Here is a 12888-nt window from a genome sequence, read left to right as displayed (position 1 = left end):
GTTCATCATGAAAAAGCTGTTTGCCTTCCTCGCTCTCGCCGCTTTCGTTGCCCCCGTGTTCGCCGCCACTCAGACCGTCACGCTGTCCGTGCCTGGCATGACCTGCGCCTCTTGCCCGATCACTGTCAAGCACGCGCTTTCCAAGGTTGAGGGCGTGAGCAAGACCGACGTAAGTTTCGACAAGCGCCAGGCCGTCGTCACCTTCGACGATGCCAAGACCAACGTCCAGAAGTTGACCAAGGCGACCGAGGACGCGGGCTATCCGTCCAGCCTCAAACGCTGATCCGTTAACCGAACTCGGGAGCGACACATGGGACTCATCACGCGCATCGCTGGCAAAACCGGCGCGCTCGGCAGCGTCGTTTCCGCGATGGGCTGCGCCGCCTGTTTTCCTGCCATCGCCAGCTTTGGCGCGGCCATCGGACTGGGCTTCTTGAGCCAGTACGAGGGGCTATTCATTGGCATCCTGCTGCCGATGTTCGCCGGCATCGCGTTACTCGCCAATGCTATCGCTTGGCTCAATCATCGACAGTGGCGACGCACGGCGCTCGGCACGATAGGCCCGATCTTGGTGCTGGCAGCGGTGTTTTTAATGCGGGCTTACGGCTGGCAGAGCGGTGGACTGCTCTATGTCGGCCTGGCCTTGATGGTTGGGGTGTCGGTCTGGGATTTCATCTCGCCAGCACATCGCCGCTGCGGGCCGGACAGCTGTGAATTGCCAGAACAACGTGGCTGACGGCAACAGCCGTAGCCACCACAGAAAAGGAAAAATACATGACCACCCTGAAAATCACCGGGATGACCTGCGACTCGTGCGCGGCTCACGTCAAGGAAGCCTTGGAGAAAGTGCCCGGCGTGCAATCGGCGCTGGTGTCCTATCCGAAGGGCACAGCGCAACTCGCCATTGAGGCGGGCACGTCATCGGATGCGCTGACTACCGCCGTGGCCGGACTGGGCTACGAGGCAACGCTTGCCGATGCGCCACCGACGGACAACCGCGCCGGCCTGCTCGACAAGATGCGCGGCTGGATAGGGGCCGCTGATAAGCCCAGTGGCAACGAACGCCCGTTGCAGGTCGTCGTCATTGGTAGCGGTGGCGCGGCAATGGCGGCAGCACTGAAGGCCGTCGAGCAAGGCGCGCACGTCTCGCTGATCGAGCGCGGCACCATCGGCGGCACCTGCGTCAACGTCGGCTGCGTGCCGTCCAAGATCATGATTCGCGCCGCCCACATCGCCCATTTACGTCGGGAAAGTCCGTTCGACGGCGGTATCGCGGCGACTGTGCCTGCGATTGACCGCAGCAAACTACTGGCCCAGCAGCAGGCGCGCGTCGAAGAACTGCGCCATGCCAAGTACGAAGGCATTCTGGACGGCAACCCGGCCATCACCGTTGTACATGGTGAGGCGCGTTTCAAGGATGAGCAGAGCCTGGTCGTCCGTTTAAACGATGGTGGCGAGCGCGTGGTAGCTTTCGACCGCTGCTTAGTCGCCACGGGTGCCAGCCCGGCCGTGCCGCCGATTCCGGGCCTGAAAGAGTCACCCTACTGGACTTCGACCGAGGCCCTGGTCAGCGACACCCTTCCCGAACGCCTAGCCGTGATCGGCTCGTCGGTGGTCGCGCTGGAACTGGCGCAAGCCTTCGCCCGGCTGGGCAGCCAGGTCACGATCCTAGCTCGCAACACGCTGTTCTTCCGCGACGACCCGGCCATCGGCGAGGCCGTTACAGCCGCGTTCCGTGCCGAAGGGATCAAGGTATTGGAACACACGCAAGCCAGCCAGGTCGCGCATGTGGACGGCGAATTCGTGCTGACCACCGGGTACGGTGAAATACGCGCCGACCAGCTGCTGGTCGCCACTGGCAGGGCACCGAACACGCGCAGCCTGGCATTGGAAGCGGCGGGAGTCGCTGCCAATGCGCAGGGGGCCATCGTCATCGACAAGGGCATGCGCACCAGTACGCCACACATTTATGCGGCTGGCGACTGCACCGACCAGCCTCAGTTCGTCTATGTGGCGGCAGCGGCCGGCACCCGTGCTGCGATCAACATGACTGGCGGCGATGCGGCCCTGGACCTGACCGCAATGCCGGCCGTGGTGTTCACCGACCCGCAGGTCGCCACCGTGGGCTACAGCGAGGCGGAAGCACATCACGACGGGATCGAGACCGACAGTCGCACCTTGACCTTGGACAACGTGCCGCGTGCGCTTGCCAACTTCGACACACGCGGCTTCATCAAGCTGGTCATCGAGGAAGGTAGCGGACGGCTCATCGGCGTGCAAGCGGTGGCCCCGGAAGCGGGTGAACTGATCCAGACGGCGGTGCTCGCCATTCGCAACCGTATGACCGTGCAGGAACTGGCCGACCAATTGTTCCCCTACCTGACCATGGTCGAAGGGCTGAAGCTCGCGGCGCAGACCTTCAGCAAGGACGTGAAGCAGCTTTCGTGCTGCGCCGGATGAGGAAAAGGAGGTGTTCAATGAGCGCCTACACAGTGTCCCGGCTGGCCCTTGATGCCGGGGTGAGCGTGCATATCGTGTGCGACTACCTGCTGCGCGGATTGCTACGGCCGGTCGCGTGCACCACGGGCGGCTACGGCTTGTTCGATGACACCGCGTTGCAACGGCTGCGCTTTGTACGGGCTGCCTTCGAAGCGGGTATCGGCCTGGACGCACTGGCGCGGCTGTGCCGGGCGCTGGATGCTGCGGACGGTGACGGTGCGTCTGCGCAGCTTGCCGTGTTGCGGCAACTCGTCGAGCGTCGGCGCGAGGCCCTGGCCAGCCTCGAAATGCAACTGGCCGCCATGCCAACCGAACCGGCACAGCACGCGGAGAGTCTGCCATGAACAGCCCAGAGCACTTGCCGTCTGAGACGCACAAACCGATCACCGGCTACTTGTGGGGCGCGCTGGCCGTGCTCACCTGTCCCTGCCATTTGCCGATTCTCGCCATTGTGCTAGCCGGCACGACGGCCGGCGCGTTCATCGGAGAGCACTGGGGTATTGCAGCCCTCACGCTGACCGGCTTGTTTGTCCTGTCTGTGACGCGGCTGCTGCGGGCCTTCAAGGGAAGATCATGACCGCTTCCCAGCCAGCCGAGAGTGGGCAGCTTTGAGCTTCGCTACCAATCTGGAGGAGTACCACCATGAACGCAAACGCCCCGAACACTGCCAGTTGCACCACCTGCTGCGTATGCTGCAAAGAAATTCCGCTCGATGCCGCCTTCACCCCGGAAGGCGCGGAATACGTCGAACATTTCTGCGGGCTGGATTGCTATGAACGCTTCCAGGCACGCGCCAAGGCCGCGACAGAATCTGACATTGCGCCTGTCCCTGGCGGTTCGCAGCCGTCAGATTGAAGCATTCTTCAAATGGCACTGTTGCAAATAGAGATTTGAGTCGATGATGTTCCCTTTAAAAAGTACTTAGAGACCGAAAACCCTGTTGATTAGACACACTTCACCCTGAGGCTGACCATAATAAAATGACGATGCTTGTCCTTTACGTAGTGCACGCATGACTTCAATACCTTTAATTGTGGCATAAGCCGTCTTCATAGATTTGAATCCTAATGTGGCCCTGATGATCCGCTTTAGCTTGCCATGATCACATTCAATCACGTTATTTTTATACTTAATCTGCCTGTGCTCAAGGTCTGGTGGACATTTACCTTCCCGTTTTAACCGTGATAAAGCACGTCCATATGTGGGTGCTTTATCCGTGTTGATCACTTGTGGAATTTGCCACTTCTTCACATTATTTAAAATTTTTCCAAGAAAACAATATGCTGATTTGGTATTACGTCTAGAAGAAAGATAAAAATCAATGGTATCGCCACGTTGATCGACTGCACGATACAGATAAGACCATCGTCCATTCACTTTTACATAGGTTTCATCAATATGCCACGAGCTCAGATCTGTAGGATTACGCCAATACCAGCGTAAACGTTTTTCTATTTCAGGAGCATAACGTTGAACCCAACGGTAAATAGTCGTGTGATCAACATTCACACCCCGTTCGGCCAGCATTTCCTGCAGTTCACGATAGCTAATGCCATATTTACAATACCAGCGCACAGCCCAAAGAATGATTTCGCCCTGAAAATGCCGACCATGGAAAGGATTCATATGCTGCACCTTTAGCTAAAACAGTCTTCAGCTTACCATTCGTGGTTATTTGCAACAGTGCCCTTACTTCAAAGCCAAAATTTTTCGAGCACCATTAAGCACGAATAAAGAAACCAGGATGCCAATGATTAAGTCTGGGTAAGCTGATCCCGTCCACGCCACGAGTACACCGGCAAATATAACGCCCATATTTACGACAACGTCATTCGCCGAGAAAATCCAACTGGCTTTCATATGTGCGCCATCTTCTCGATGACCAGAAATAAGATATAAGCATGTCACGTTAGCTATAAGTGCGAGCAGGCCAATAACAATCATGAGCGTTGATTCTGGCTCGCTTCCAAACATGAATCGTCTAATGACATCAATAATCACGATGACAGCAAGTAATAACTGAATCCAACCTGCGAAATGGGCTGCTTTCACTTGATATTTCGCAGCTTTTCCGACGGCATATAGCGCAATACCATAAACGGCTGCATCGGCAAACATATCTAGAGAATCAGCAATCAATCCTGTAGACGCAGCAATAATTCCGCTGATGAATTCTATAAAGAAAAGTAGAGCATTAATGCCTAATAACAGTTTAAGTACTTTAGCTTGTCTCACAGGATCAGGTTCATTAGGTATATCGCCTGAAGAAAGCTGTGTTTCATCAAGTTTCGCCCCAAAACCCAGTCCTTCAAGTTTGGCCGTAATTTGCTGACTCCCTTCATTATGGAAGACTTTCAGTTTTCGATTGGGAAGATCAAAAGTAAGACCTTTAACTGCTTCAATATCTGCAAGAGCCATACGGACCATTTGCTCTTCAGCAGAGCAATCCATTTTAGGAATGGTATAGGTACTTGTTTGCTTAGCTTGTTGATTGCTTATATAAGTTTCAGTCTTCACAAGCTTTGCACCAAAACCCAAAGCTTCAAGTTTGGTAGTTATATTTTCATCTTTTTGATTATGTAGAACCTTTAAAGACCGGTTAGGTAAATCAAAGATGAGTTTTTGAACACCATCAATTGAAGATAGCGCCATACGAACCATCTGTTCTTCCGCAGAACAATCCATTTTGGGAACTAAGTATTCACTCATGTAGTGCGAATCTTTTAAAACGTCTTCAGTGCTTAAATTTTCTTTGGGATCAGAACCACAACAGGATTGAGCGGTATCTTCACAACTGTTTGAAGTGTTACAGCAAGGAGATGAAGATTTTTTTTCTTCCTCTTCACCACAACAGCTAAGCGTATTATCACAATTCTTTGAATTGTTTGCTTCTGCAATTGATGGATGATTTTCTTGTTGAGATTTCTTATCTTCGCATGGTGTTTCTTTACTACATCCACAACCACTCATAATTATACCCATTAAAAAAATTTATAAACTTTGAATATTAGAATCCCTATAGTTACTATAGAGTCAAGATTTTTTGGAAATACCAACTCAATGCCTTTAAAAATTGGTGAACTCTCTAAAAAAACCTCATGTTCAGTATTAACAATTAGGTTTTATGAAAAGGAAGGTTTAATTCCGGAACCCGAAAGAACGGAAGGAAATTACCGCCTTTACGATATAGGCTATGTTGAGCGAATTAAGTTTATTTTGAATTGCCGAACTTTAAATATGAGTTTGAATGAAATTCGTCAATTACTTACCTATAAAGACAAACCTGAGAAAAATTGTTCAGATGTGAATGAATTAATTGACTTACATGTCAGTGCTATCAGAGAAAATATAATCAAGCAACAAAAGCTTATTGAACAACTATCTGATTTAAGAGGTACTTGTGATGGTTTATGTACAATTGACCAATGTGGAGTTTTAAAAAATCTAGCTTGATTATCTAGACCTATGCTTTTTTCAAAAAATCGGCACTGTTGCAAATAACCACGAATGGTAAGCTGAAGACTGTTTTAGCTAAAGGTGCAGCATATGAATCCTTTCCATGGTCGGCATTTTCAGGGCGAAATCATTCTTTGGGCTGTGCGCTGGTATTGTAAATATGGCATTAGCTATCGTGAACTGCAGGAAATGCTGGCCGAACGGGGTGTGAATGTTGATCACACGACTATTTACCGTTGGGTTCAACGTTATACGAATCTAAAAATGGGAGCCTATAGCTCCCATTTTTATTGTTAAACGTTGAATCCTATATGTTTTCCTGTTGGAAGCTCTACATCAATACGGAGCTTCCCACCCATTGCCTCAACATACTTTTTCATGGTTGAAATCTTAAGATCATTGCCACGATTTTCTATTGCTGAAAGCGATGGCTGTTTTATTCCCAAAGTTTCAGCAAGCTCTTTTTGAGAAATTTCGAGTTCTTCACGAATAAGATGAAGCTGATTTTCTAGCAGTAATTCATCAGCCATTTTTTGAATACGGGCTTGGCTCTCTGGAGAGCGGCTAGCTAACAATTCTTGCAGAGTCTTAGCCATTAGATTTATCTCCTTGGGTAGTGAGATGAAGTTGGTATTGTTCATCTGCAATATCCAGCATGTCTTTATAAAAACGCTTTTTACCGCCTTTATCAGCAATACATAGAACAATAGCCTGTCGTAAGGGATCAAATGCGAAGAAAGCTCTTAAGGGTCTACCGCGATGTTGAACACGCAGTTCTTTCATATTGGTAAATTTAGACTCATACACAGTATCTACTAAAGAACGGCCTAAACTCGGTCCCTGCTGCTGTAGAACAACCAGGGCAGCTAGGACCTTCTCTTGTGGGCACTGTTGCAAATAACCACGAATGGTAAGCTGAAGACTGTTTTAGCTAAAGGTGCAGCATATGAATCCTTTCCATGGTCGGCATTTTCAGGGCGAAATCATTCTTTGGGCTGTGCGCTGGTATTGTAAATATGGCATTAGCTATCGTGAACTGCAGGAAATGCTGGCCGAACGGGGTGTGAATGTTGATCACACGACTATTTACCGTTGGGTTCAACGTTATGCTCCTGAAATAGAAAAACGTTTACGCTGGTATTGGCGTAATCCTACAGATCTGAGCTCGTGGCATATTGATGAAACCTATGTAAAAGTGAATGGACGATGGTCTTACCTGTATCGTGCAGTTGATCAACGGGGTCATACGATTGACTTTTACCTTTCCGCTAGACGGAACAGTAAATCAGCCTATTGTTTTTTAGGAAAGATCTTCAATACGGTGAAAAAATGGCAAATTCCACGGGTCATCAATACAGATAAAGCAGCGACCTATGGCCATGCTTTATCACGGTTAAAGCGAGAAGGAAAATGTCCAGTAGATATTGAGCACAGGCAGATTAAGTATAAAAATAATGTCATTGAATGTGATCATGGTAAGTTAAAGCGGATCATCAGGGCCACATTAGGATTCAAATCTATGAAGACGGCTTATGCCACAATTAAAGGTATTGAAGTCATGCGTGCACTACGTAAAGGACAAGCATGGTCATTTTATTATGGTCAGCCTCAAGGTGAAGTGTGTCTAATCAACAGGGTTTTCGGTCTCTAAGCACTTTTAAAAAGGAACTTCATCGACTCAAATCTCTATTTGCAACAGTGCCGCGACAACTCAGTTGGATGATTCCCTTGAGGCACCATCGAGTGATACGTGGAACCCCCAGCATGCCTATTTCGAAAGATAAAGCATCGGCCAAGAAGCCACGGCGCGTCTCCCGCAGCCATGCGCCTGGGGACAAATCGAATCTTTTTGGCACCGTCAAATTGGCCGGAGGGAGTGTTTGCCATTTTGGCATGGAAACTTGGTCCGAAAAACGGGTGATTCTGCTCCCTCATACTCCTAACCTGAATTATTCACCACACAAAGGATGAGAAGGCCTATTGTGTGCTAAAATGTTGTTGCAAAACAAACAGTTGCACATCAAACAGGTCTTCTCATGAGCTACCATATCACAACGCAGAGTGTGGTTTTCCAAGACTTGTTTCCCAAGCCGACTGGAAGGCTTTCCTGTGGCGCGGCATCGTTGCCGTCATTCTTGCCGCCCTGGCATGGCTGATGCCCGCTGAAGCGGTCCTAACACTGACCATTGTGTTTGGTGCCTACTCCTTTGCGGATGGCGTACTGGGGCTTTGGTCTCGCTATAAAAACATGCGTCAGGGTGAAAGCTGGGGCTGGTTGATCTTCAGCGGCCTCCTTGGCATCGCAACCGGGCTTATCGTCCTGGTCAGCCCGTTCGTCGCGACACTCGTGTTAACCGTGTTTCTCTGGACGATGGTTGCATTCTGGTCGATCACATCCGGCGTGATGGAGATCGTCGCGGCCTTTCGGCTCCGTAAGGAAATCGAGGGGGAATGGTTGCTCGTCCTCAGCGGTGTCATTTCCATCTTGCTTGGCGCTGCCGTCACATGGGTCTTGTTCACGACACCCGCAGGCAGTATTATGGCCCTCGGTTGGTTGTTGGGCGTCTATGCCGCAATCTTCGGTGTAACCATGATCCTGTTGGCATTGAAGCTTCGGAAAGTCAGCGCTTCGGACGACACGCTGGGGCCGAAACTACAGCCACTTAAAACGCGAGAACGGCGGCCAGGCACGTCACAGGACCTGGCTGCCTTTAAAAAAAGAGAAGCAGCGCTGCGCCAGCCGACCTTTCGTTGCAGAATAATAGGGAGTGCATATAAATGAATTTTTTGAATTTGCAGGTCACACAGGCAGAGCTCCTATCCGGCCTTATTTCCGTTTCCCAAACAGTTGCACAGATTGTGCTCGTCATGACCGTGGCGTGGCTCGTGTCCGCAGTGCTTTCGCGGGCCATCACACGCATCAGCAAAAGAACCCGCACTTCCAAGAGATCTGCAGATGAGGTCAAACGCATTGAAACATCTTTTCGTCTGATCCGTTTCGTCAGTCGGCTGGTCGTGTGGGCCTTGGCCGTGACCATTTCCCTCTCAATCCTTGGCATTTCTGTGGCACCGATCCTGACGACTGCGGGGGTAAGCGGCATCGCAGTGGGGTTTGCTGCGCAGAGCCTGATAAAAGACTATTTTTCGGGTTTGGTCTTGTTGCTGGAAGGGCAACTCCGCATCGGGGATATCGTGGATATTGGCGGTGTGGCAGGCCAAGTCGAAGAGATGACGTTGCGCTATGTGCGCCTGCGTCAACTCAATGGTGACGTGGTCTATGTGCCCAACGGAGCCATCACCAATCTGACAAATAAGACAACGGACTATTCGATGGCCGTAATCGATGTCGGTGTCGCCTATCGCGAAAACCTTCAGGAGGCATTGAACGTTATGGAGAGTGTCGCCCGTGAGCTAGCTTCGGAAACAACCTGGTCAACGAGAATATTAGCCGAGCCAGAGGTCTTTGGGGTCGAAACGTTGGGTGACTCTTCGGTTATCCTGCGTCTTCGCCTCAAGGTCTTGCCAGGTGAGCAATGGTCAATCCGGCGCGAATATCTGCACAGGATAAAACAGCGCTTCGACGAACTTGGCATCGAAATCCCTTATCCGCATCTGACGCTTTATGCCGGCCAGGACAAGGATGGAAAAGCCCCTGCCTTTCGGATCGAAGCTCCGGCTGGTGCCCAATGACACGGCCAAAATATACATATGAAGTGGAAAGAGATTTCTCGAACTGGGATGAAACGATTTTCGAGCGCTGTCTGCGGGATGGGTTCAATGTATTTGGCTCTGGACCAACCCCTATTCTCTTGCGACCCGAAAAGGAGACCGAACCTGCCCCTGACACCCGTTCGCTAGGCAACGACAGCCATGATTAAGAAAGGCCAACCCATGAAGCCACCGGTAAAGACGAGCTTTCGCGGCAGGGACGTCGCCTACCTGGTAATTTCCATTGTTTTAGTGGGCGTAGGTTACGCAGCCTACCGCGGCTTATACTTTGTTGGTGAAAACGTTCCTTTTGCCCAAGAGATGATCCTAGTGTTCCTGGGTGCAGCTGCCACTATCTATCTGACAGCTGTGCTCCTCAATCGCCAGACTGAGCTTGAGTTAAGAAAAGAAGGGCAAGTTCTTCTTTTTCAACAAAAGCATGACACATATATGCGCGTCATCGAAAAGGTTGCTGAAATCGTGGAGCGTGAACGTCATGATTTTGCGCTCATTGATGAACTCAGGGTCATCAGCCACAAGCTTGCCGTTGTCGGCAGCGCGCCAGTTGTCGAAGCGTTCCGACGCGTTCTTGATCTGCTTGTTGATGGACTTGAGGATGGCCAGTTGAACGGCAATGACGCAGAACAGGTGATGCATGCCGTAGCTGAAGTCACGATTGCGATGCGTTCGGACATCAGCAGCGACAACGACCCTGAAGCGCTTCGGTCGGCTGTAGAAACGATCATGGCGAACTCACGCAAGATCGAGCGGCTGGACGACATCGAGCACTCAAAGTCCAAGCCAGACGCAAATGCAGCCAACAATAAACAGAAGAAAGGAGATTCGAAAGATGATGCAAGGACATAACCGCCCGCCATTCGCACCAACAATTCCCGGAACCAACCTTCGTTCTCATGATGTGCCAACCGCCATCATTTACCGACCCGCGCGCGCGGCCGCCACGTCCGCGCCACGATCCCGACACTGGGTTCTGGAGTTCGAACCGTCACGCCCGCAGAACCTTGAGCCCTTGATGGGATGGACGACGTCTCAGGATCCTTACCGGCCTATCAGGATGACATTTCCAGATCGCGACAGCGCTGTCGACTATGCCCTCAAGAACGATTGGCGCTATATCGTGCGTGAAGATCGTCCGCGGCGCATCGGACCAAACCCTTGGGCGGGCACAAGCAGTCATCAGCTTTATCGCGGGGTCGATACTTCCAAGGAAGGGTGGGTTCAGATGGGGCAACCGACGATGTCGGAGCATCACCTCCCAAAAGGATACGGCGCATCCGAAAACACGGGAACGCCGCAGAAATCGGAGGCTGAGTTTCTCGATCCAGTTCTGGAGGCTGCCATCGAGTCCTTTCCAGCCTCTGATCCGCCGGCGTGGATTGGAACGACAGTATCCGGGCGAAGGGGCTGAAGTCGATGCATGGAACCGCCGAATTCCTGATTGCGGGTGCGACCCTGATTTCGGGCGCATTCATTGCCGTTGCCATATGCTCCCGTTTAGGTGTTCCTTCGATCGTTGGGTTTTTGCTTGCAGGCATGGCTTTGGGCCCGCACGGTCTCGAGCTTATTGATGGTGAAGCAACCCTTGGCGCTATCGGTGAATTGGGCGTGATCTTGTTGCTGTTCATGCTGGGGCTGGAATTCTCGCTTGGCAAGCTGATGGAGCTGCGGCGGCTGATCTTCGGTGTCGGTCTTTTGCAGGTCGCCACAACATCCGGTCGAGTATAGGAAGAATAAACACCTATATGAGAGTAATAAAGTTTCATCCTTTGTTGTGCATAAGTATTTGTTTTTATTGGTTCCAAAATTATATTGTATTTATTAAAGTATCATACTATAGGCAGGGCTAGTCTAAATTTAATTCTATCAAAATAAAAAAAGTTTCATACCAAAATTACAAAATACTGAAAATAATGAATATATCTTCTTTATTTTGAAAATTCGTATGAAACTTTATTACTAAGTATGATTATTTATTACCTAGTATTTAACTTTATTACTCAAAAACAGCTTGACTGCTTCGCTGTGCAGATCCATGACCCACTTTCCATCAAACTCCCGGTTGTAGTTCCACAAGCATCTCGCGAGTCTTGCCGGCCCGCTCCACTAACAAGACCACAACATCTCCAACGTTCTTGTCGTCTAGCCGGGCCTGTAATGTGGTGACGTCGTCGACGGCGATACCGTCGATGCTGATAACGCGATCGCCGGGCACGATGCCGCCTGCGGTGACCTTGATGCCGACGAGCCCGGCCCTGTGCGCCACCGAGCCCGGCGTCACGCGCAATACGAATACGCCCTTACTACCGGTCAGCGCCTGCAGACGCGCGTTGAGCTGCTCATCCACCTCGATGCCCAGCGCCGGACGGATGTACTTGCCGGTCTTTATGAGTTGCGGCACCACGCGCATGACGGTATCCACCGGCACAGCGAAACCGATGCCAGCGGACGCGCCCGAAGGGCTGTAGATGGCGGTGTTGATGCCGATCAGCCGCCCGGCCGAATCGAGCAGCGGGCCGCCGGAGTTGCCGGGGTTGATAGCGGCGTCGGTCTGGATCAGGTGATCGATGGCAGGCCCGCCCCCTTCGCCGTCGAGGGTGCGGTCGAGCGCCGAGACGATGCCGGTGGTGAGCGTCCAGTCCAATCCGAAGGGATTGCCGATAGCGAACACTTTCTGCCCGACCTTGAGGTCGGCACTGGTGCCCACCGGCACAGCGGGCGGGCGCTTGAAGCCGACGCCGATCTTGAGCACGGCGATGTCGTGCTCGGGGCTGGCGCCCACCAGCGCAGCCTGATAATCGCGACCGTCGGCCAGTTTGACCGTGGCAGACGATGCCCCCTGGATGACGTGGAAGTTGGTCACCACGTGGCCGGCATCGTCCCAGATGAAGCCGGAGCCGGTGCCGCGCGGCACGGAAAAGACATTGCGCGACCAGACGTCACGCACCAGTTGCGCCGTGGTGATGTAAACCACCGACCCGCGCGATTTCTCGAACAGTTGGATGGTGGTCTGCTCGTCTGCCGCCAGATCACCACGCGGTGTCACCGTGCGCTCGGCCGCTTCGCGCGGACTGAACCAGGCTTCGATGGCAGGCAAGAACTGCCACAGCAGCATGAGTGCGGCGATGCAGCCAGTGATGACGAGCCAGCGCCGGATGAATCGGTCCGGCGCCGGGCGGCTGTTGAGGTCGGGGTAGGTCATGCCAT

Annotated in this window: 18 protein-coding genes and 1 pseudogene; 14 read left to right on the top strand and 5 right to left on the bottom strand. The window is 51.9% G+C overall.

Annotation, left to right across the window (positions count from 1 at the left end):
• Positions 1-7: 7 nt before the first annotated feature.
• From merP to AC4CU2_RS17810, 6 genes are all read left to right on the top strand, one after another.
• On the top strand, positions 8-283 hold the full coding sequence (merP, locus tag AC4CU2_RS17835; protein WP_032490691.1) for a mercury resistance system periplasmic binding protein MerP: 276 nt from the start codon (positions 8-10) through the stop codon (positions 281-283).
• Positions 284-310: 27 nt separating this feature from the next.
• Entirely contained in the window at positions 311-736 is a 426-nt protein-coding gene (gene merC / locus AC4CU2_RS17830; RefSeq protein WP_000522996.1) for an organomercurial transporter MerC, read from the top strand.
• A 38-nt stretch (positions 737-774) separates the two neighbouring features.
• Complete coding sequence (gene merA / locus AC4CU2_RS17825) at positions 775-2460, top strand: mercury(II) reductase (RefSeq protein ID WP_004644736.1); 1686 nt, start codon at positions 775-777, stop codon at positions 2458-2460.
• Positions 2461-2477: 17 nt separating this feature from the next.
• Positions 2478-2843 carry a mercury resistance co-regulator MerD gene (merD, locus tag AC4CU2_RS17820; RefSeq protein ID WP_490769276.1) on the top strand — a complete coding sequence of 122 codons (366 nt, stop codon included), beginning with the start codon at positions 2478-2480 and terminating at the stop codon, positions 2841-2843.
• Positions 2840-3076, top strand: coding sequence for a broad-spectrum mercury transporter MerE (gene merE, locus AC4CU2_RS17815; RefSeq protein ID WP_001087807.1), 237 nt, complete (start codon positions 2840-2842; stop codon positions 3074-3076). The genes merD and merE overlap by 4 nt, the downstream gene beginning before the upstream one ends.
• Before the next feature lie 65 nt (positions 3077-3141).
• Positions 3142-3354, top strand: a complete 213-nt coding sequence (locus AC4CU2_RS17810) for a DUF3330 domain-containing protein (protein WP_000993245.1) — start codon at positions 3142-3144, stop codon at positions 3352-3354.
• Positions 3355-3420: 66 nt separating this feature from the next.
• On the opposite strand, the gene AC4CU2_RS17805 is transcribed toward AC4CU2_RS17810, so the two are convergent.
• Both AC4CU2_RS17805 and AC4CU2_RS17800 read right to left on the bottom strand, forming a co-directional pair.
• Entirely contained in the window at positions 3421-4125 is a 705-nt protein-coding gene (locus tag AC4CU2_RS17805; RefSeq protein WP_001067784.1) for an IS6-like element IS1006 family transposase, read from the bottom strand.
• A gap of 63 nt (positions 4126-4188) precedes the next feature.
• Entirely contained in the window at positions 4189-5469 is a 1281-nt protein-coding gene (locus AC4CU2_RS17800) for a cation efflux transmembrane domain-containing protein (RefSeq protein WP_005253114.1), read from the bottom strand.
• A 90-nt stretch (positions 5470-5559) separates the two neighbouring features.
• On the opposite strand from AC4CU2_RS17800, the gene cadR reads away from it, so the two are divergent.
• Together cadR and AC4CU2_RS17790 are read left to right on the top strand one after the other, a co-directional pair.
• The gene (gene cadR / locus AC4CU2_RS17795) at positions 5560-5952 is read left to right on the top strand and encodes a Cd(II)/Pb(II)-responsive transcriptional regulator (RefSeq protein ID WP_490769275.1); all 393 of its coding nucleotides are present in this window, start codon (positions 5560-5562) and stop codon (positions 5950-5952) included.
• A 93-nt stretch (positions 5953-6045) separates the two neighbouring features.
• Positions 6046-6207 (top strand): annotated as a pseudogene (locus tag AC4CU2_RS17790) (IS6 family transposase); the annotation flags it as partial.
• A 41-nt stretch (positions 6208-6248) separates the two neighbouring features.
• On the opposite strand, the gene AC4CU2_RS17785 reads toward AC4CU2_RS17790, so the two are convergent.
• Together AC4CU2_RS17785 and AC4CU2_RS17780 are read right to left on the bottom strand one after the other, a co-directional pair.
• Positions 6249-6551, bottom strand: coding sequence for a helix-turn-helix domain-containing protein (locus tag AC4CU2_RS17785; RefSeq protein ID WP_001140620.1), 303 nt, complete (start codon positions 6549-6551; stop codon positions 6249-6251).
• Positions 6544-6852 carry a type II toxin-antitoxin system RelE/ParE family toxin gene (locus tag AC4CU2_RS17780; protein WP_490769274.1) on the bottom strand — a complete coding sequence of 103 codons (309 nt, stop codon included), beginning with the start codon at positions 6850-6852 and terminating at the stop codon, positions 6544-6546. Before AC4CU2_RS17780 ends, AC4CU2_RS17785 begins: the two co-directional genes overlap by 8 nt.
• A 49-nt stretch (positions 6853-6901) precedes the next feature.
• Here AC4CU2_RS17780 and AC4CU2_RS17775 point away from each other — a divergent pair, with 49 nt between their 5' ends.
• The 6 genes from AC4CU2_RS17775 to AC4CU2_RS17750 all read left to right on the top strand — a co-directional run bounded on the left by AC4CU2_RS17775 (position 6902) and on the right by AC4CU2_RS17750 (position 11409).
• Positions 6902-7606 (top strand): IS6 family transposase, encoded by a 705-nt coding sequence (locus tag AC4CU2_RS17775; protein WP_032490696.1) that lies wholly within the window; start codon positions 6902-6904, stop codon positions 7604-7606.
• Positions 7607-7939: 333 nt separating this feature from the next.
• Positions 7940-8737: an HdeD family acid-resistance protein gene (locus AC4CU2_RS17770; RefSeq protein WP_490769273.1), complete on the top strand. Its 798-nt coding sequence runs from the start codon at positions 7940-7942 to the stop codon at positions 8735-8737.
• Positions 8734-9645, top strand: a complete 912-nt coding sequence (locus tag AC4CU2_RS17765) for a mechanosensitive ion channel family protein (RefSeq protein ID WP_004733146.1) — start codon at positions 8734-8736, stop codon at positions 9643-9645. Before AC4CU2_RS17770 ends, AC4CU2_RS17765 begins: the two co-directional genes overlap by 4 nt.
• Before the next feature lie 201 nt (positions 9646-9846).
• A complete protein-coding gene (locus tag AC4CU2_RS17760; RefSeq protein ID WP_004733147.1) occupies positions 9847-10530 on the top strand; it encodes a hypothetical protein in 684 nt (227 codons plus the stop codon).
• Positions 10514-11092, top strand: coding sequence for an NADH dehydrogenase ubiquinone Fe-S protein 4 (locus tag AC4CU2_RS17755; RefSeq protein ID WP_004637113.1), 579 nt, complete (start codon positions 10514-10516; stop codon positions 11090-11092). The genes AC4CU2_RS17760 and AC4CU2_RS17755 overlap by 17 nt, the downstream gene beginning before the upstream one ends.
• 5 nt (positions 11093-11097) lie before the next feature.
• On the top strand, positions 11098-11409 hold the full coding sequence (locus AC4CU2_RS17750; RefSeq protein WP_004637114.1) for a cation:proton antiporter domain-containing protein: 312 nt from the start codon (positions 11098-11100) through the stop codon (positions 11407-11409).
• Positions 11410-11731: 322 nt separating this feature from the next.
• On the opposite strand, the gene AC4CU2_RS17745 is transcribed toward AC4CU2_RS17750, so the two are convergent.
• Positions 11732-12883, bottom strand: a complete 1152-nt coding sequence (locus tag AC4CU2_RS17745) for a S1C family serine protease (RefSeq protein ID WP_004637115.1) — start codon at positions 12881-12883, stop codon at positions 11732-11734.
• Between the last annotated feature and the right edge of the window lie 5 nt (positions 12884-12888).

The organism is Acinetobacter sp. 797_lipA (assembly GCF_058243025.1).
Note: the sequence above shows the minus strand (reverse complement) of the source record. Positions and strands in the feature narration are given on the sequence as shown.

Coding starts and splice junctions, on each gene's coding strand:
- merP (WP_032490691.1), top strand. CDS start 8: ATGAAAAAGCTGTTTGCCTTCCTCGCTCTCGCCGCTTTCGTTGCCCCC.
- merC (WP_000522996.1), top strand. CDS start 311: ATGGGACTCATCACGCGCATCGCTGGCAAAACCGGCGCGCTCGGCAGC.
- merA (WP_004644736.1), top strand. CDS start 775: ATGACCACCCTGAAAATCACCGGGATGACCTGCGACTCGTGCGCGGCT.
- merD (WP_490769276.1), top strand. CDS start 2,478: ATGAGCGCCTACACAGTGTCCCGGCTGGCCCTTGATGCCGGGGTGAGC.
- merE (WP_001087807.1), top strand. CDS start 2,840: ATGAACAGCCCAGAGCACTTGCCGTCTGAGACGCACAAACCGATCACC.
- AC4CU2_RS17810 (WP_000993245.1), top strand. CDS start 3,142: ATGAACGCAAACGCCCCGAACACTGCCAGTTGCACCACCTGCTGCGTA.
- AC4CU2_RS17805 (WP_001067784.1), bottom strand. CDS start 4,125: ATGAATCCTTTCCATGGTCGGCATTTTCAGGGCGAAATCATTCTTTGG.
- AC4CU2_RS17800 (WP_005253114.1), bottom strand. CDS start 5,469: ATGAGTGGTTGTGGATGTAGTAAAGAAACACCATGCGAAGATAAGAAA.
- cadR (WP_490769275.1), top strand. CDS start 5,560: ATGCCTTTAAAAATTGGTGAACTCTCTAAAAAAACCTCATGTTCAGTA.
- AC4CU2_RS17785 (WP_001140620.1), bottom strand. CDS start 6,551: ATGGCTAAGACTCTGCAAGAATTGTTAGCTAGCCGCTCTCCAGAGAGC.
- AC4CU2_RS17775 (WP_032490696.1), top strand. CDS start 6,902: ATGAATCCTTTCCATGGTCGGCATTTTCAGGGCGAAATCATTCTTTGG.
- AC4CU2_RS17765 (WP_004733146.1), top strand. CDS start 8,734: ATGAATTTTTTGAATTTGCAGGTCACACAGGCAGAGCTCCTATCCGGC.
- AC4CU2_RS17760 (WP_004733147.1), top strand. CDS start 9,847: ATGAAGCCACCGGTAAAGACGAGCTTTCGCGGCAGGGACGTCGCCTAC.
- AC4CU2_RS17755 (WP_004637113.1), top strand. CDS start 10,514: ATGATGCAAGGACATAACCGCCCGCCATTCGCACCAACAATTCCCGGA.
- AC4CU2_RS17750 (WP_004637114.1), top strand. CDS start 11,098: ATGCATGGAACCGCCGAATTCCTGATTGCGGGTGCGACCCTGATTTCG.
- AC4CU2_RS17745 (WP_004637115.1), bottom strand. CDS start 12,883: ATGACCTACCCCGACCTCAACAGCCGCCCGGCGCCGGACCGATTCATC.